Here is a 16,258-nt window from a genome sequence, read left to right as displayed (position 1 = left end):
CGCACCTCCTATGCCGCCGGAATCGACAGCGTTGTTCCCGGCCATATCCAATGACCATGGTCTGAACTGCTTTTGCCATGTTTCTTGGCTGCCGCCTCAATCGTTGAAGCATTTGCATCGTAAATCTTCGTCCACTTTGTACCACTTCCAAGTTTTCGTGAAGCAATCCCCCACAACGTATCGCCACTGACAATCGTGTAGGAAGAGCCTTTATTTGAGTTATCATTTCTCGGAACTGTCTTTTTTACAAAGGCGGCAATTTTCAATTCGTTTGTTGTATAGATTTTCAGGTCTTTTGCCTGTGAAAATTTAATGCCATAGCTTACATCTCCATAAGCACCAAAAGGGTCGGGTGTAAATGAATCAATCGTAACATCCATGTTAATCCATGTTTCTGTTACAAGCAGATTCAGCACCGTTCCCTTTTCCTGCCATTCCCTCAACTGCTTAATGCACTTATCGGGTTTCTGGTAACTTTCCGCTTTCACAACCGCCAGATTCTTTCTGTCCGGTCCGAAGAAAACGGCATCCCATGAGATTTCCGCCACTTCTGTTCCCTTTGGCACCTTTACGGCACCCTGGGAGATAATATCATAGGTCTGATACTTCGTCCCAAGACTGCCGCTTATCTTCTCCGGCAACGAAGAGAACGTAAACGACTTCTTTTTATCAGCCGCTTCAAACAGTTTTATTTCCATCGCCTACCCCTCCTTCACTACCGGCATATTTGAAAATACCTGTTCCAGTCTGTCAGCAATTTCTCCTCCCAGTTCATCAGCCATTGACTTCATGTTCTTTCGGATAATTGCCATGATGCTTGCCTCATCCATTTTTCCGGTGCCTGAATCCGAAATATTGAACTGCGGTGACATCTGGATATTAAGGTTTATATTTGTCTTTCCGGTTTCCACTGTGCTCGAACTGCTCAAAGGTTCATCTGCGTATCTGAATCGCTTTCTGTACCCTCTGTGAATCCGTTATAGCCTGTGGCTCCGTTTCTAATCGCTTCGGCTAACAAATTATCATTGAGAGATAAAAAGTCCGAAATGGAGCTGTAAGCAAACATTTCTGTTGCTGTACTTCCGATGGTTGTACTTCCACTTCCTCCACCTAAAGGTGCTGCCTCTCCGATGATGTTACCATTCGCATTTGCCTGTACTCCGAGAATGTCCCCAACCTCTTTGTACAGTTCCAGCGCTCTGTTTCTTCTGCCGGGAACTAAAGGTATGATTGCCTCCGGTCCCTCTTCTCCAACCCATGACAACTGCTTGTCATTTACATAACCGCCGCTTGCATGAGCCGATACAGTAAGTGTTGTACTTCCACTTCCTCCACCGCCTATCGTGAACGTCTTTGTCGGATTCACAAGTGAATAGTCCAGGGTTACGCTTACCGGCATTGTTGTAGAAACGCCTGCGCCAAACGCACTGTTTACGGAACTATCCGTATTTGATTTCAGTGCATCTACCGCACTGTTAATCTGTGCCATATCAGCATTTGTAATAGCACTGCTGATTCCACTTCCAACAGCCGCACCTACACCGGAGTAATCCGCAGCCTGGAAAGCTGTTGCCGCATCGGTTCCAGATTTCGTTCCAAGCTCCGCAAATGCTGTTGAGAATGCTGACGTATCAGTATTCAAAATCGAATCACTCATTTTCGTGCTTAATGTTGTGCCAATACTAGAAAAATCTGCGCTCTCGAAAGAGCTGTTCATCGCTTCTTTGTATTGCTCTACTATGGATTCGTATGCCTCATTGGAAATTGGACCGTACTCTGCCATGACTTCCTCCATCGTTGGGATGGATTCTTTCAGACTTTGCACGATTTCCTCTTTAGCTGTCGGTGCCATATTTTCTGCTGTTGCCACCAACTCCTGATAGATATTTTCAAAAGCTGATGTGTCTATTGTCATATCATCAAGTCCAAGCCATCCCATCATATCCTCCTGGGTCCAGCTTGATATATCCGGTTTTTCTGATAATGCAGTCTGTAAAGCAGCGTTCAATTTTTCAGAAACGCTACCCTCCATATCCGGCATAATACCGGCAAGCTCATCATTCCAAGCCTCTGCTATCGTATCCAGATTGAAACTTGATACTCTCACCTCCATATCGTTGATGTTTGCGTAATATCCATCGGTAGCCTGCTGTACAGCCGCATCGTACTGCTCCTGCGTGATAGCTCCCTCGGATAACTGCAAATTAAGGTTTGTGAGGGTTACTGTAAGCGCATTATCATAAGTTTCTTTGAAAGAACTTACCTGTGCCTGCAACTCCTCCTGCAACTGATTGAATGAATCAATATCAAGACTTGCACCATTTCCGTACTTGATTTTCAAGGTCTGGAACGATGCATCCTCCTGCGCTTTTGATACTTTCTCTGTAATTTCTGTAATCTGTTCTTGCAGATTTGTGATTTCTTTCGATTCATCCAGCGTGATAACTCCATCTTCCAGGGCAATGTTCACTGTATCACTCAATTTTCCCGATAGTTCTTCTATCTGGGATTTCATGTTGTTATACATACTGTCAAGCCCCTCTGTGCTGCCCTCGCCGTTTGTAAGCAATTCTAGGGCAACTGTAGCCTCGTAATGGCTGTTTTCGATGTAGTCCTGCGCCGACTTCACAAAATTATCAATGGATGTTTTGTAATCATCCACATCCGTTTCGGATAACTGCATACCCAGACCAACTTTCCAGTTTTCCTTTTTCATCGTGGAAACAGAACTCTCCAAAGATGATAAGGATTCTTTTGCGCTCTCCGTTGCCTCATTGAACTTTGTAATTCCATCGCCCATATCAGCAAACGTGATTTTGTTCGCAAGGTCTTTAATTTCACTAAGCGATAACTTTATGTTACCGAAAGCCTCTTTTCCGACCTTTGCAACATCCTCCTGGATGTATGATGCAAGCTGTTCTGCGGTTACGGAACTGTCATTCATTGCATCGTTCAAATCATCATTCGCAAATCTTACTTTGTCGATTGATAATCCAGTGGCATCGAATACCTTTTGAGCTTTTTCAGCTTCTTTCTGCATCTCCTCCACATTGTCCTGATACTCTTTCTTGACCTTGTTTCCCTTTATCCAACCTGCAATGCCTCCAACTCCTGCGCCTACCAAGGCACCTACCGCAGTACCAAGACCAGGAATAATGCTACCGATTGCCGCGCCTGCGGCTGCTCCGGCTGCAACTCCCCCTGCTTTCCATGCGGCGGATTCTCCATAAGCTGACTTTTCGGCTTTATCATCGGATTTCAATGCTTTGTACGCATCAATTCCTGCACTTACAAGTGTTGCTCCTGCGGCTACCCCTCCGGCTGTACCGGCTGTTCCTGCCGCAATCAATCCTGCACCGGTAGTGGCTCCAGAACCGAATGTGTTTCCAATCATACCCATCGTTACGCCAAGTCCTTTTAGACCGGTTCCCTTTGCGGCTGAACCTATGATTGAACTTCCAATACTTCCGGCCAGTGATGTTCCGGTGGCTGCATCTTTACCGAAAATTGCTTTTCCTACGCTGAAAGCACCTTTGCCAAGGCTCGCAACTGGACCTGCGATTTTGGCAAGCATAATTGCAGAAAAAATGGAGGATAAATCTGCCGATTCTCCCCCTGGAAGTAACTTTCCTGCGCTCTTTACCATATTTCCGAAGCCCTCAAACAGTTTGCTTGCTATCGCATCTGTATCGAACCCCTCTGCAAATCCTTTCGCAAACGAAGCCCCAACGCTCGCACCCTCATTCAAAGTGTCCGAAACATCCACTCCAAGAAGTGTTAATATTCCGAGCTTTAATCCGGTTCCGATGCTGGTTCCCATATCGCCTGCAATATCTGCGATTTTCTGCTTTCCGGTGCTGTGCCACCATTCGCTGAACGGTTCTGCGATGAAATCATCCCAGGCAAGTTTCACTTTTCCGAAGAAATCCGCATTTTTCCACTCATCCGACTGTGATAATTCTTTGAATTTCCTCTTCATTCGGTCCACTTTGCTGTCTACCCAGTCCATCATCTCATTAAGTCCCTGCTCAACTTCCGGCATCTGCTCCGTCAGCCAATCCGCAATGCCTCTCACATAAGGAGATAATCTTTCTCCGAATGAGATTTTTACTCCATCCATAGCTGATTGCAGCAATGTGATTGAACCCTCTAAGTTATCCAGCATAGTGTCAGACATTTTAGATGCGGCTCCATCTGCATTGTTGATAGATTCAGCCAGTTTGTTGTAATCGGATTCTGTCGCATTGATAATTGCCAGCATACCAGACATAGCCTCTTTACCGAAAATGGTACTTGCGGCTGCTGTCTTTTCGGTTTCAGATAATCCTCCCAGGCTTGAACGTAAATTATCAAGAACGCCTTTCAGCGTTTTCATATTTCCGTTGCTATCCGTAAGGCTGATTCCGTATTTCTTCATGGCGGTTGCCATCTTATCTGTTGGTGCCGCCATATTCGCCAACGCTGTTTTTAAGGATGTACCAGCCATCGAACCCTTTACGCTTGCATTTGCCATCAGTCCCAGGGCAAGAGATGTGTCCTCAACGCTGTACTTCATCGCTCCTGCGATTGGTGCAACATATTTGAAAGATTCTCCCATCATGGAAACATTGGTATTTGCACTCGCCGCCGACTGTGCCAATACATCTGAAAAATGCGCCGCATCGCTGGCTTTCAAACCAAACGCTGTGAGCGCATCTGTTACAATATCACTGGTTGTTCCTAAATCCTCCCCGGATGCAGCTGCCAGGTTCAGGATTCCCTCGATACCATCAAGCATCTGCTGTGAATCCCATCCGGCCATAGCCATATAATTAAATGCCTCTGCACTCTGCGTGGCGGTAAATTTTGTGGTCGCTCCCATCTCCTTTGCCTTGGCTGTTAATTTATCGAATTCACTGCCGGTTGCCCCGCTTACTGCTTTGACCTGTGATATAGCGGCCTCGAAGTCCTTATATGTATCAATCGTATCTTTCAATCCGATACTGACACCGAGAACCGCCCCCACTTGCAAGATTGGATTTTTTAGGAGGTTTATTACGCCTCGTATCGGTGCGGTGGCAAGGTCTACTGCTTTCATTGTCACGCTCCAGGTCTTTCTTCCAAAACTGGTAAGACCACCCTTGATTGTTGACAATATTGGTGAAATCTTATCTTTCGCCTCCAACAGCACCGAATACTTTTCTTTCGCCCATGATAACAAACTTTTCTGTGTTTTCTGTGCCGACCGGTCAAACTTTGTAACCTCATCATTTGCCTTTTTCGCAGATGTGCTCATTTGGTCGGTAGAGCTTTTCACTTTGTCGGCTGCATCCTTGACTTTGTTCATGTTCTTTTCAACACTCGATGTACCAGGACCAGTGTTATCATCGACTTCGATAGGTATCTCAATTCGTATTGTTTCCGCCGTCCTCCTCTCCTCCTTTCGTGCTTTCTAAATAAATCCGCATGGACGCAAGCATAAACGCCTGTACTCCATGCGGTTTTTTATAAAATTCATCCGGTGTAATTCCTGTCCGTTGGAATATGTGATGCAACAGACAAGTCTTTCCTCCGGCTTTAATTAGTTTTTTGCTACTTCCTCGATATTCTCCTCGAATCCGCTAAGAGAATCGATGCACTCAATAATCTTGTCTTTCTCTCCGGCTTTCAGGCAGTATTCGATAACATCCAGACCATTCATAATCTGGAGGTCTTTTGCTCTAAGGCTTTCCCATACCTTTTTGTTATCCCAGAGCTTTTCGCGGTCTGCTTCAACCGTCGCTGTATAAATCAGTGCATCTCTGAATTTGACAGTGTTCGTTTCCTCCGGTAATTTCATACCGAACTGTTTGTTTCTCACGTACTTGGTGTGTTTCTTCTTGCACTTGTTGTATTCCTCTTCGGATAACGGTCTGATTTCAAATGCGAAAAGCACCTTTCCATTTCTGGCAATTTCGATGCGCTGTGTATCATCTTTCGCATAATCAGCCGCACTGATAAGTCCCTGGATGAAATCATCCTCATTCATTCTGATGAGGGTTTTGTTCTCCTCTTCGGTTGTTTCCACTTCCGTAACTGCCATGTTCTCCTGCTCCTCATTTACAATCTGTACACTTGCTTTTTTTGTTGTATCTGCCATATCGTTTTTTCCTCCATCTTTCAAAAAATATTGTTAAAATTAAATGGAGGATGCCATCTCGGCACCCTCCGGTGAATCGCACTGTATTTCTTAACCCAGTGCAAGTAAGTTCTGTAATTTCGGTGGTCTGTTGACCGCAAAGTTCCATGCTCTCTTGATAACATCCCCGACGGTAATGTTCTGTAAATCAACCTGTCCACTCGGAATGCACTCACGATACACCATTCTTTCCTCGGTGCCGTTTCTTCCCTTGAGCACGCCCTGGAAATCCCATACAGGCATTGTCTGTGATTCCATAGCCTCGACAAGCTCCTGGATGAAAGCATCATCCTCAACCACAACCTGGGACATTGTAAGGGCAACCTTAAATGTGTTTGCGGTTTCAAGCTCCTGCGCATTTCCTAAAACGGAATATGCGGCATTGTTATAAGTTACATTAGCTGTGAAGCTGTCTACGGTAGCCAGCAACACGCCGTCAGCGTTGTAAATCGCTCCATCTTTACCGGTTCTCGCAAAACGAGAATCTCCGGCTGCTCTTGTGTTAATCATCTTCCGTTACCTCCTTATGCATTTGTGCTGAACTGGAATCTATAAGACAGGTAGATGTGTTCCATAGAATCCTTGTCAACAACGTCAATATCAAACCAAGCACTGTCCCCATCAGCCACATTTACTGCGCTTTCGGAAACGGTAATCGCTGTCAGTTTTCCCTCGGCAATCATATTGTCACCGATTGCCTGTAACTGGCTTACTACAGTGCTTCGACCATCCTTGTCATTGTCTACCTTTCCGACAAGTGCATCTGCCGCCGCATTCATTCTGCGGATAAGCTCGAATCTGGTCTTTACTCTTCTGATTTTCTTCCAACCATCATCCTGATTGTCAGCCGGTGTAATAAGAGTGTTGATAGCATTATCAATCCACACCTGTTTTGCGCTGCTGTAGCTGAGTACGATGCAGCCTTTCTTTTCTGCAGCAATCATCTGTGTATTTGTGAGGCGTTCCAGGATTTCACTGAATCCACTCACAACAGTATGTGTAAGGGAAGAATTTGAAGCGCAAGCTCCAATCATTCCTGCCAAACGTGCCGCCGTCTGGTATCCGTCAATCTCCTTGCCCTGCTCATTCACATAAGCATTGAGAACATAGTTCATTTTTTCATCATTGAATGATGCCGCATGGCTCATTCTGGTTTCCAGGTCAACAGTATGCTTTTCTGCTACAACTCCCTGTGTCAGGGAACCTACACCGAAAATACGTTTCATGAATGACTGCATCAGGATATGTACTGCTGTTTCCTCCGTATCAACACAGATTGTATTGAACTCGTAAGGCTCGACAGCTACAAATCCGTTTGAGTAATCCTCATTCGTAACCTGCGGGTCGGTTCCCGGAGTAAAGGCGTTCTGTGATACATTCATCACGATTGCCTGGTCTTTTCCAGACTGTACCTCTGCTTTGAATTTCTTCGTTGCTGCAAATGCATCTGCAAGTGCTTTTGCTTCTCCTGCGCCTGCGGTAAATTCGACTTTCTCAAATTCTGTCACACCGGCATAGATGATACACTCTTTCAGGGTGCTGTCTGTCAGCTTTTCCCTTACCGTTACGGTAAAGGCTTTCTTTCCCGGATATGCTGCTGTGATTTTTACTGCCGCCTGTCCCTCTGCTGTGTTCAGAGTGGCAGTTGCCGATGTTCCTCCATTACCAACTCGGCAAGCAATAATTGTCTGCGCTCCGCCGTTGATTGCCTCCTGGATGGCATCTGTTGTGCCTCCATTACCGAAAGTGTTTGCAAATCCATCATCGGGATTTAATTCAACCGCAGTATTTAACGGTCCAAAATCGGAACGAAAAAGGACAGCCGTAACACCGCTTACAGTGCCACTCTGCTGTCCTGTCCCTTTCTTCTGAATATTGAAATATGCTCCCGGTCTGACTTTTGTTTCTCCTAAGACATAAGTTCCAGCCATATCTTATTTGACCTCCTTTTTCATGAATGCGTCCACAAGCTCTTTGGCTTTAGACACTGTACACGTTGTTACTCCTGCGACTTTTAATGCCGCAACAACACATTCTCTTTGGACTTTGAAAATGTTTCCTGCCCCGTCTGCAAGTTCCTCGATTGTGTACTCGGATTCTGCCGGAGCTTTTGGCTCTTCTGCCTGTACCGGTGCAGTATCTTCGACAGCATCGGTTTTCTGTTCCTCCACTGCATCTGCTGTGGATTCTGCTTTTGTTCTTGGCATCTTCATACCTCCTAAAAATAATTTTGCGTGGTTCTATTAAGCTGATGTGGTTTTGCTTTGTATCGCAATAAACCATATCTGCCTGTTACAAAAATCTGACCGTCTTTCAGGTAATCAGATTTATTGTCCATCTGTAATTTGCGGATAAACATTGGTGAGTAATCCAGCATTGTGACTTCTCCGTCTGGTGACATCGCATTTGTGATAGCGGCTGCCATTTTCAGCCTCATATCAGTGTCCGGGCATAAAATATGGATGGCAAGTTTACCATCCATCCAAACAACCGTATTCGTTTCCTCTACTTTTTCCATGCTATTGAGCCTGCAATATATAACAGGCGTTTCTCTTGAAGCCTCTGTAATTTCCTCCATACGGTCAAGCCCTACCACGATGCACTCTGGATACAGTTCTTTTACGAACTTATTCATTGCCATTACCGGGTCCGGGTCGGTTGTTTCCTGGCTTGTATATTCCAGGATGTCAAACCTCACATCGCTACCGATAATAAGGTCTGTTTTGCTTTCTGCCAGTTCAAATGCGTCCGTCCGGTTCCATGCGAATGCATACAGCTTTCCATCTTCGGAATGGAGCAACACATCTTTCAGACAATCCCGAACCAGCGGTTCAAGCATTTCCGGTGTTATATCTTCCTCTGTCGCATCCTCTGTGTTCTGGCATAGCAACGATACAGACAATGTTCCTGCGCTCTTCCGCTCCTCATCCGCCTGCATATCATAGTTATATACAAGCCTCGGATAATGAACATCTGTACCCCAGTTCTGGTTATCCTTTGGAGCCTCCGGGCTGAATATCGCCGGGTAATCTCCAAACTTGACAAGGAATTTTGTTAATCCCTCACGCTCTGTAAATCTTTTTTGAATCAGTTCTTCCAGTTTCATTCCTGCCCTCCATTCTCGACAGGCTCCTCCTCATGCGTTATGCCGTACTCATATACTTCGGACATATCCACAGACCATCGGATTTCCCATTGCCCTGCGGCTGCCTCTGATGCCAGGATAAAAAAATGATTCGTCACATTCCCAATGCCCGGATGAAACTGCACCGCAATTTCATTTCCGTTCACTCCTGTAACGAATCCACTCTTTCCTGCATCCCATGAGGAATGCTTTGCATATATGAGATTGCCTTTCGCTATGGCGGATGTGTCGAACTGCTTCACTGGCTTTTCTGTAATCAGTTCCATCTCTTCGCCTCCTATCAGCTATCTTCGCTGAAAATACTTTCTATTTCCGGCAGTGCCTTTTCTTTGATTTTTTCCACATACGGTCTTGCCGCCATTTTGCTTGTACCGTTTTCCAAATACCCTGCATACGGAACCTGGCTTTCGATGTATGCCGTATATTTTGCTCCACCACTTCCAGATGAACCACCATCAACGCCTTTGGCCCACTGTAATCGCAATGCACCTGTTCTTCTTGCCGGTGGTTCTCCGGGTGATGATGCCTGATAGGTACGTTTTGAATGCGGCTTGCGGTATCTCTTTCCGCCTCTCTGTCCTTTCAGCACTTCCAGCTCTGCATTTCTCAATGCATTATTTACTCTGGCTGCCTTTGACCGGACTTTCTGATTGATGTGCTTTACCTCTTTTTCGACTGCCTCTCTTACTCCATCAGGAGCCTGTTCTGGTGTCATTTTTTATATCATCCCTTTCCTCGACATAATACAGGGTGGAAATTCCAAGACCTCCTGTATCATCTACTGCAACAACATAAAAAACACGATTTCCCAGCACTAATTTATCAGTTTTCTTCGCTAAAGGTGTTCCTCTCTGCACAATCGTATGTGTAACGGTATGGTCCTCGGTAGACTTATTTTTCGCAGTTTCTGTGGTTGCATCTGCAAGGCATCCATACAGAGTTTTTATGCCGTCCCCTTTATGGTCATTCACTACTCGCCCGGTGGATGTCACTTTCTGCCGGTTATTTTCAATCACAAATTCTTTGAAAAGGTTGCCAGGTCTTAAATACATCATGTTTGCATTTATCATCCCTGCCTCGTCCTTTCATTCTCCTGCATACCGGTAAAGAAATACGGTGGTTTCTTGCCTGCGTTTCCTGCAAATGCCGGAACGGAAATATTTTCGGCTTTGACTTCTTTCTTCAATGCCTCGTATGCCTCTTTCCAGGTTTCCGCCCTTTCGTGTAGGCTCAAAGATAATGGTCCTGTCTTTGTATCCACCTCATACGAAAAACGCCGGTAGATACTCTCTACCAGCATCAGCTTTGCTTTCTTCCATGACTTCGGGTACATTTCAATGGCAGCATTGATTTCCTCATCCGTTACCGCACAAGTATTTTCGGCTCCCTGTACCATCGTATCGCCAAGCTCAAAACGCATACGGCTCATCGTGTTTCCTTTAAGGTCTGCCGGGTTGTAACTGTAAGTTCCTGTTGCCATATTCACGCACCGCCTTTACTTTTTCTCCGTATCTTTGTCTGTGTCTTTCGCACTACCCTTTGTAGGCTTCTTACCGCCTGTGGCTGCCTTTTTCTCGCCGCCTGTGCTTAATTCAACGGCTCTGGATTTTGCCGCCGCTTTTACCGCTTCTCTGCTCTCTGTGGCATGAATCGTAATAAGAATGTTTTCATCCTCAATTCCTGCAATTTCTTTGACAGCATCCTCTTCCGGCATCTGCATAACCTCAAATACTTTCACAACTCCTGAAAGCACAAGTGATACCTCCATTTCTCTGCCATCTTCTGCCTTTACCGGGATTGTTACCTGCTCGATAACCACTTTTTCCTCCGGTTTCTTATCAGCCGGTGGTGCTACTTCCTCTGTAAGCTCTCCAATAAAGCCGGATGTTTTTAATGCTCTTACTCTTTCAGGGCGGATTGCCCCATCAGGGATTGCATCCCCAGGGGCATAATCAACACCACTGATACGAAGAGCTTTTGTACAAACATAGCTCATCGCTGTACCTCCTTACTGTTTACACACACGCAGACAGGTAGCAAGCCAGGTCATCGGAGGTTTTCTTCATATCCGTAGACATTAAGCCCTCGATGAACTCTGAATGAGTACCACCCTCGCCCTCGAACTGGTCTGTTGCCATGTAGTTTCCGTTGCCGAGCATATCCCATGTAAAGATATATCCTGCGGACGGCTCATCAATAGCCGGTGCATTTGTTGTGTATGTAAGTAATGCTCCATCAGATTCGCATACAAACTTCATATCGTCCGGCTGTCCCTCTTCTGCGGCATTGTATGTTGCCTCCAGGACCTTTACTTCCTCAAATCCAAGTACCTGTGCAAGTACCTGTTCATTTACGATTGCCGGATTTGCCGTACCGCCTGTGTACTTCACACGCTCCAGGATGTCCGGGTGATTCTTTAATGCTGTGAATGAATCATAGCCGAGGCTTAACTTATTCGGCATACGTCTGCCTGCCAGCTTGATTTCTCTCTTTCTTGCATCGAAGAAATTAACCGGGTCGAAATTCGCATCATTGAATTTCAGGAACTGGCTGCCGCTCGGTGTACCAGATGAAATACCAGTGAACTCATTCGCCCAAACTCCTGTCTTGAAAAAGCTCTCTGCGAATAAAATATCAAGGTGAAGCAACTGCTGTTCTGATACAAAACGTACCTTGCTACGTCTTGGGTCGATGGATGCCGGTACTCCTGCACGCTGATAGTTTATGGCTCCAATCTGGTCTACGCCTACGATAATCTGGTCTACAACGCATTTGTAGCTGTTATCAGTGTGTCCCATCTTTGCCGGTGATACTTTACCGAAAGCCGGCTTTCTCGCAACATTATCTCTTGCAAGGTCGCCTTTCAGAAATTCATAATAAAATCCGGTAGAAAAATCCACCGGACAAATCGGAAAAATACTGGTTGCAACATGGTCTTTCGGGTCAGCAAAATAAGCCATGCTCATGTTTGTTAAATAGCGGTTAGGTTTCCATCCCTTATTGATTCTCGCAAGAATCGCCGCATTTCCGTTTACTTCTCTTGTGTTGCCCATCGTTTATAGTCCTCCTCTTTCTTACTCTTTCGGTTTGTAGCCAGCCTTAATAAGCTGAACCTTTACCACGCTACCTGCTTCTGTTGCTGCACTAAGGGCAACTGCTGTAATAAAATTACCTGCCGCCGCTTTTACTGCCTTTCCCTCTGCATTGGTTGTAAGCTCATCTCCAACCGCAACTGCCTCTCCGGCAATCCACTTTCCGATGTCCTTTACCTGGATGTCTACATCATCACCGGCCTTTACTTTCTCATCATTCGTAAACAGTGATAAGCCGATAACATTTGCACCGGCTGTCGGCTTTTCAGCCTTACCATTCTTGATTGCCAGGGCAATTCCCTGTGCGCCCTCAATGTCTTTTCCAGCCTCTAACACGATAGTCGGGCTTTCATTGATGCTTGTGCCAAAATAATCTGCCATGTCTTACTCCTCCTTTTCACATTCTGCTGCAAGTTCCGGGTCATTCTGGAATACTTCATCAAGTGCCTGCGCCTTTGTCACATTCTTTGATTTCATAATCTCTGCCGCCTGGGTTTCTGCCTTTAACCATGCTGCGCCATCTGTTGTGCCAGCTCCACCGGATTTACCGATTTCAGTAAAAGCACCGGACTTCTCAACGGCTGCAACCGCTCCATCGAGTACAGCAATCATATCTGTATATGCTGTGCCTCCTGCGGCTTTCAGACTTTTGAGTACCGGTACAAGCTCTTCTTTCTTCTTTCCGATGATTTCATACTTTTTGGCAACGTCCTCAGCTCACGCTCCTCTGTTGCCTCTCTGAACTTCTTTAAGTTCTCAAGTTCCGCTCTTACTGCCGGATGCATACCCTTGTAGATATCTTCTCCGCCATCTGTTCCCTGCGCCGGTGTATTGGATTTACCGACCTCTGTTGCCGGTATTCCCTCCGGATTCTGCGCCAGTGGAGTTACGCCCTCTGCTCCTGCGGCTACCTCCTCTTCGCCGTAACGCTTCTCAATGGACTGTAAGAAAGCCAGTTCTGCAGGTGTAAGTTTGCTCTTGTCAATTTTCATTTCTTCTGCTCCTTTCGCATCGTTCTGATTTTTGTTCTGGTCCTTTTTCTTTGGTTCTCCGGTTCCAGGCTCATCCTGCGCCTTTTCTGCTTTTTCGATGGTATCATCCAATCTCTTGCGGATGGATTTCATCATCGCCAGGTCTGATGCCGTAACCTCCTCTTTCTTCACAATGTTGGTTGCCTTACCACTGGACCACTGCGAGATTGCATCTTTTGTAAACTCGCAAAACTCGTCAAGGCTTTCCTGCATTGCTGTTGCTGCACTGGTTCCATCCATTTCCTCATCATTCAGAATGGAACACAGAGAAGATTGGAGGGCGTAACAGATATCCCAGATTTCATCTGCGATTTTTCGGTTTTTTACTTCGGCAATTCTTTCTCCGAAGCTCTCCGAACTCTTCTGAATATCATCTATCACGCTTTCCAGCTCCGATGTATCCGGTTCACTTCCTGCGGCTTTTGTAATCGCCGTAATCAGGCGTTTCCAGATATTCGGTTTCTTCTCTGCACCCTCATCATGTGGCGGCTCCACACCGTCCTTGCTCTTAAACAATCGGATGTGTGCCTCTGGATTGGCTCCATCGTCCACAAAATCAACTTTTGTGATTTTGAGGTTTTTCAATTTTGTTGCCATCGCTCTGCTCCTTTCTTAAAAATTCTTTATAATGCAAGAAAAGCACCCTCCCGGATGTCTCCCTGTATTACCGCTATTATTTTTCATCAAAATATTTTCTCGTGACTGTGCTTAGGGATATTAACAGCACCCCAACAGCCATACCGAAAAGGAAATCCCTATTCCTGCAAGTATTGTCATTCTTCCTCAACCTCCACTCGCTCTGCTTCTCCCTCAATGGAGAACATCGGGTATTCGCCGCTTTTGACCTTTTCCCAGACATCCTCATCAAGCACCTTGAAGCCAATCCACCATCCGACAGGCAACGTGCCTCCGGGATTCCCATTGCTTTCATTTTCTCCTCGGTAAATACCACCGATTCGATAAGGACTGCGGCTCCGCCTCTTTCGTGCATCTCTCCGCCCTCCCGGTACAGTTCTGCGAACTTGTAAGCAGCACTTTCAAGTTCCTCCGGTTCGATGATGTCCTCCTGGTAATCTTCTATCAATTCCCCATCTGCGGTGATGGATACATTCGCCCATCCAAACGCCAGCATCTTATCATCATCAGATTTTGCAATCTTGAACCGCCCTTTCTGCACTGCCGGTTTCTTCTTTCCGACTCCATCTTCCGTTGATTTCTTTATCAGCTCCGAAAACTTCTGCATGATTCCTCGCCTCCTCTACTTTTTATTTTTATCAGGTGTGACCTCTATGTACTCAATAGCGCACGCACATCTCGGATGCGCTGGTGGTGTGAGGTCGGTTGTAACTTTGGTTCCTATTCCCTTGAAAGAAAATTCCTCATCCATGCCAATTTCCACACCCTCCAAAGAACTACACAAAGAGCACACCATATCATCGCCTGATGTGCTCCATCTCTTTATGACCTCGCCTATAAGTTTCTGTTCCTGCGCCTGTCGCACGCTCTCATCAGCTCCCTTGTTGTAAGCGTATGCCATTTCCGTTTGTGCAATATTGTCCGCCCTCTGCCGGTGCTGACGTTCTGCATACTTCATTGCGGCTGTCCTGGCTTTCTTCTGGATGCTTTCTGCTTTCATCCTCGGATGCTGTTCTCTCAAAGTTTTGACCATATTTTCGTAATATTTGAGATTTGCCTGCGCCTGCGGCTTCGTCAGCCCAATACAGGGGCGAATCATCTTTGCCAGTTCATCAACCGAATGTCTTTCCCGAACTGTCCTTTCCAGGAATACCTTGATTGCCTCTTTCTGCGTATCAGTGCATTGTGTCACAAGCTCGGCCCCTCTTTCCTGTATCCATCCAAGAACCTGCTTCGTTGAAAAAATATAATCCATATCTGCAAGAGCCTGGATTATTGGCTGGCTTGTGGAACCGGCTATAATCGCATTCTGCCACATACCGTTGAGTTTTCCCTGCACCAATAAAGAATAGTCCTGCATCCATTCATCGGCTGTCTTTTCGTCCAGCTCTCCATCAAGCACTGCCTGTCTTAATTCCTGATACGTGATGGCATTGGACTGGTCTTTCCAGAATCCGCATAACAGCTCAACCGGTTCTGAACTGGCTGTTTTCAGATAATCCTCCAACTTTTTCAGGATTTCCGCACCGTTACCGGCTCTGGCTTTTCTGAACCTCTTCCCAGGTCTTATCAATATTGCCATGATTAGTACCTCCCTAGCCGCCGTTTGGCAGCTCAGTAATGTCACTGGGTATTTCTCCATCGCCATCCTTTGGCTCTTTCCCTGCCGCCGTTGCGCTTTCTGGCGGTTGGTTCTGCGTCTGTTGTGTTGCTCTTACCTCATCAGGTGTTCTTGTGTCAGATGTTCTCTCCGGTAAATGTCCCACCTGTCTAATGTAATCTTCCAAACCATCATCGGGAACCAGTACACCGATACCGGTCATATCTTTGATAAATGCAGAAACTTTCGTGATGTCTGCATCCTCAATATCCCCATGCGTCATTTTGGGATAATCTGTGATGCCCTTGAAATGCTCTCCGTTAATATCAATCAAAGCCGGGATTGCCTGGCTGTTGAATGTTTCGCAGATAATATCAAGAAATGCTCCGCACGCCATTGAGAACAGCTCCGTTTTATCGGAACTCAACGCCCAACTGCCGTTTTGCTCATGCCCCAAAAATATAAAATCCGCCAGTACCGTCATTGCAATACGGTTATCATAGCGGTTGATGATTGCGTTTGTATCAAATTGTCGGCTGCCTCCGGTACTTAATAGTTCCAGTTTATAGCCATCTGGAAGAACAACGCCCTCCATCT

Annotated in this window: 17 protein-coding genes and 2 pseudogenes; all 19 read right to left on the bottom strand. The window is 46.0% G+C overall.

Annotation, left to right across the window (positions count from 1 at the left end):
* Window positions 1–8: 8 nt before the first annotated feature.
* Window positions 9–698 carry a LysM peptidoglycan-binding domain-containing protein gene (locus DXA97_RS05540; protein ID WP_118651886.1) on the bottom strand — a complete coding sequence of 230 codons (690 nt, stop codon included), beginning with the start codon at window positions 696–698 and terminating at the stop codon, window positions 9–11.
* Between the two features lie 227 nt (window positions 699–925).
* Window positions 926–5,326 carry a phage tail tape measure protein gene (locus DXA97_RS20055; protein ID WP_182436804.1) on the bottom strand — a complete coding sequence of 1,467 codons (4,401 nt, stop codon included), beginning with the start codon at window positions 5,324–5,326 and terminating at the stop codon, window positions 926–928.
* Between the two features lie 234 nt (window positions 5,327–5,560).
* Window positions 5,561–6,118, bottom strand: coding sequence for a hypothetical protein (locus DXA97_RS05525; protein ID WP_118651890.1), 558 nt, complete (start codon window positions 6,116–6,118; stop codon window positions 5,561–5,563).
* A gap of 90 nt (window positions 6,119–6,208) precedes the next feature.
* On the bottom strand, window positions 6,209–6,667 hold the full coding sequence (locus DXA97_RS05520) for a hypothetical protein (RefSeq protein WP_118651892.1): 459 nt from the start codon (window positions 6,665–6,667) through the stop codon (window positions 6,209–6,211).
* A 14-nt stretch (window positions 6,668–6,681) separates the two neighbouring features.
* Complete coding sequence (locus DXA97_RS05515) at window positions 6,682–8,088, bottom strand: phage tail sheath subtilisin-like domain-containing protein (protein WP_118651894.1); 1,407 nt, start codon at window positions 8,086–8,088, stop codon at window positions 6,682–6,684.
* 3 nt (window positions 8,089–8,091) lie between these two features.
* Window positions 8,092–8,364: a hypothetical protein gene (locus DXA97_RS05510; RefSeq protein WP_118718871.1), complete on the bottom strand. Its 273-nt coding sequence runs from the start codon at window positions 8,362–8,364 to the stop codon at window positions 8,092–8,094.
* 11 nt (window positions 8,365–8,375) lie between these two features.
* Window positions 8,376–9,263, bottom strand: coding sequence for a hypothetical protein (locus DXA97_RS05505; RefSeq protein ID WP_118718870.1), 888 nt, complete (start codon window positions 9,261–9,263; stop codon window positions 8,376–8,378).
* Window positions 9,260–9,568 carry a DUF5026 domain-containing protein gene (locus DXA97_RS05500; protein WP_118651900.1) on the bottom strand — a complete coding sequence of 103 codons (309 nt, stop codon included), beginning with the start codon at window positions 9,566–9,568 and terminating at the stop codon, window positions 9,260–9,262. Before DXA97_RS05500 ends, DXA97_RS05505 begins: the two co-directional genes overlap by 4 nt.
* Before the next feature lie 14 nt (window positions 9,569–9,582).
* The gene (locus DXA97_RS05495; RefSeq protein ID WP_118651902.1) at window positions 9,583–10,017 is read right to left on the bottom strand and encodes a hypothetical protein; all 435 of its coding nucleotides are present in this window, start codon (window positions 10,015–10,017) and stop codon (window positions 9,583–9,585) included.
* Entirely contained in the window at window positions 9,995–10,372 is a 378-nt protein-coding gene (locus DXA97_RS05490; RefSeq protein WP_118651904.1) for a hypothetical protein, read from the bottom strand. The genes DXA97_RS05495 and DXA97_RS05490 overlap by 23 nt, the downstream gene beginning before the upstream one ends.
* Window positions 10,369–10,782 carry a hypothetical protein gene (locus DXA97_RS05485; RefSeq protein ID WP_118651906.1) on the bottom strand — a complete coding sequence of 138 codons (414 nt, stop codon included), beginning with the start codon at window positions 10,780–10,782 and terminating at the stop codon, window positions 10,369–10,371. Before DXA97_RS05485 ends, DXA97_RS05490 begins: the two co-directional genes overlap by 4 nt.
* A gap of 15 nt (window positions 10,783–10,797) precedes the next feature.
* Window positions 10,798–11,298, bottom strand: coding sequence for a hypothetical protein (locus DXA97_RS05480; protein WP_118651908.1), 501 nt, complete (start codon window positions 11,296–11,298; stop codon window positions 10,798–10,800).
* Window positions 11,299–11,317: 19 nt separating this feature from the next.
* A complete protein-coding gene (locus DXA97_RS05475) occupies window positions 11,318–12,355 on the bottom strand; it encodes a hypothetical protein (RefSeq protein ID WP_118651910.1) in 1,038 nt (345 codons plus the stop codon).
* A gap of 21 nt (window positions 12,356–12,376) precedes the next feature.
* On the bottom strand, window positions 12,377–12,775 hold the full coding sequence (locus DXA97_RS05470; protein WP_118651912.1) for a capsid cement protein: 399 nt from the start codon (window positions 12,773–12,775) through the stop codon (window positions 12,377–12,379).
* A 3-nt stretch (window positions 12,776–12,778) separates the two neighbouring features.
* Complete coding sequence (locus DXA97_RS05465; RefSeq protein ID WP_118718869.1) at window positions 12,779–13,006, bottom strand: hypothetical protein; 228 nt, start codon at window positions 13,004–13,006, stop codon at window positions 12,779–12,781.
* A gap of 29 nt (window positions 13,007–13,035) precedes the next feature.
* Complete coding sequence (locus DXA97_RS05460; RefSeq protein WP_118718868.1) at window positions 13,036–14,022, bottom strand: hypothetical protein; 987 nt, start codon at window positions 14,020–14,022, stop codon at window positions 13,036–13,038.
* A 176-nt stretch (window positions 14,023–14,198) separates the two neighbouring features.
* Window positions 14,199–14,557 (bottom strand): annotated as a pseudogene (locus DXA97_RS05455) (XkdF-like putative serine protease domain-containing protein).
* Window positions 14,558–14,683: 126 nt separating this feature from the next.
* The gene (locus tag DXA97_RS05450; protein ID WP_118651918.1) at window positions 14,684–15,643 is read right to left on the bottom strand and encodes a phage minor head protein; all 960 of its coding nucleotides are present in this window, start codon (window positions 15,641–15,643) and stop codon (window positions 14,684–14,686) included.
* Between the two features lie 13 nt (window positions 15,644–15,656).
* Window positions 15,657–16,258 (bottom strand): annotated as a pseudogene (locus tag DXA97_RS05445) (hypothetical protein); the annotation flags it as partial.

The organism is Clostridium sp. OF09-36 (assembly GCF_003481985.1).
GTDB lineage: Bacteria > Bacillota > Clostridia > Lachnospirales > Lachnospiraceae > Brotaphodocola.
Note: the sequence above shows the minus strand (reverse complement) of the source record. Positions and strands in the feature narration are given on the sequence as shown.

Excerpts from the sequence above, each read along its gene's own strand:
- DXA97_RS05540 (WP_118651886.1), bottom strand. The coding sequence starts at position 698 with ATGGAAATAAAACTGTTTGAAGCGGCTGATAAAAAGAAGTCGTTTACG.
- DXA97_RS05525 (WP_118651890.1), bottom strand. The coding sequence starts at position 6,118 with ATGGCAGATACAACAAAAAAAGCAAGTGTACAGATTGTAAATGAGGAG.
- DXA97_RS05450 (WP_118651918.1), bottom strand. The coding sequence starts at position 15,643 with ATGGCAATATTGATAAGACCTGGGAAGAGGTTCAGAAAAGCCAGAGCC.
- DXA97_RS05515 (WP_118651894.1), bottom strand. The coding sequence starts at position 8,088 with ATGGCTGGAACTTATGTCTTAGGAGAAACAAAAGTCAGACCGGGAGCA.
- DXA97_RS05490 (WP_118651904.1), bottom strand. The coding sequence starts at position 10,372 with ATGATAAATGCAAACATGATGTATTTAAGACCTGGCAACCTTTTCAAA.
- DXA97_RS05480 (WP_118651908.1), bottom strand. The coding sequence starts at position 11,298 with ATGAGCTATGTTTGTACAAAAGCTCTTCGTATCAGTGGTGTTGATTAT.
- DXA97_RS05520 (WP_118651892.1), bottom strand. The coding sequence starts at position 6,667 with ATGATTAACACAAGAGCAGCCGGAGATTCTCGTTTTGCGAGAACCGGT.
- DXA97_RS05505 (WP_118718870.1), bottom strand. The coding sequence starts at position 9,263 with ATGAAACTGGAAGAACTGATTCAAAAAAGATTTACAGAGCGTGAGGGA.
- DXA97_RS05475 (WP_118651910.1), bottom strand. The coding sequence starts at position 12,355 with ATGGGCAACACAAGAGAAGTAAACGGAAATGCGGCGATTCTTGCGAGA.
- DXA97_RS05500 (WP_118651900.1), bottom strand. The coding sequence starts at position 9,568 with ATGGAACTGATTACAGAAAAGCCAGTGAAGCAGTTCGACACATCCGCC.
- DXA97_RS05495 (WP_118651902.1), bottom strand. The coding sequence starts at position 10,017 with ATGACACCAGAACAGGCTCCTGATGGAGTAAGAGAGGCAGTCGAAAAA.
- DXA97_RS05485 (WP_118651906.1), bottom strand. The coding sequence starts at position 10,782 with ATGGCAACAGGAACTTACAGTTACAACCCGGCAGACCTTAAAGGAAAC.
- DXA97_RS20055 (WP_182436804.1), bottom strand. The coding sequence starts at position 5,326 with ATGAACAAAGTCAAGGATGCAGCCGACAAAGTGAAAAGCTCTACCGAC.
- DXA97_RS05465 (WP_118718869.1), bottom strand. The coding sequence starts at position 13,006 with ATGATTGCTGTACTCGATGGAGCGGTTGCAGCCGTTGAGAAGTCCGGT.
- DXA97_RS05510 (WP_118718871.1), bottom strand. The coding sequence starts at position 8,364 with ATGCCAAGAACAAAAGCAGAATCCACAGCAGATGCAGTGGAGGAACAG.
- DXA97_RS05470 (WP_118651912.1), bottom strand. The coding sequence starts at position 12,775 with ATGGCAGATTATTTTGGCACAAGCATCAATGAAAGCCCGACTATCGTG.
- DXA97_RS05460 (WP_118718868.1), bottom strand. The coding sequence starts at position 14,022 with ATGGCAACAAAATTGAAAAACCTCAAAATCACAAAAGTTGATTTTGTG.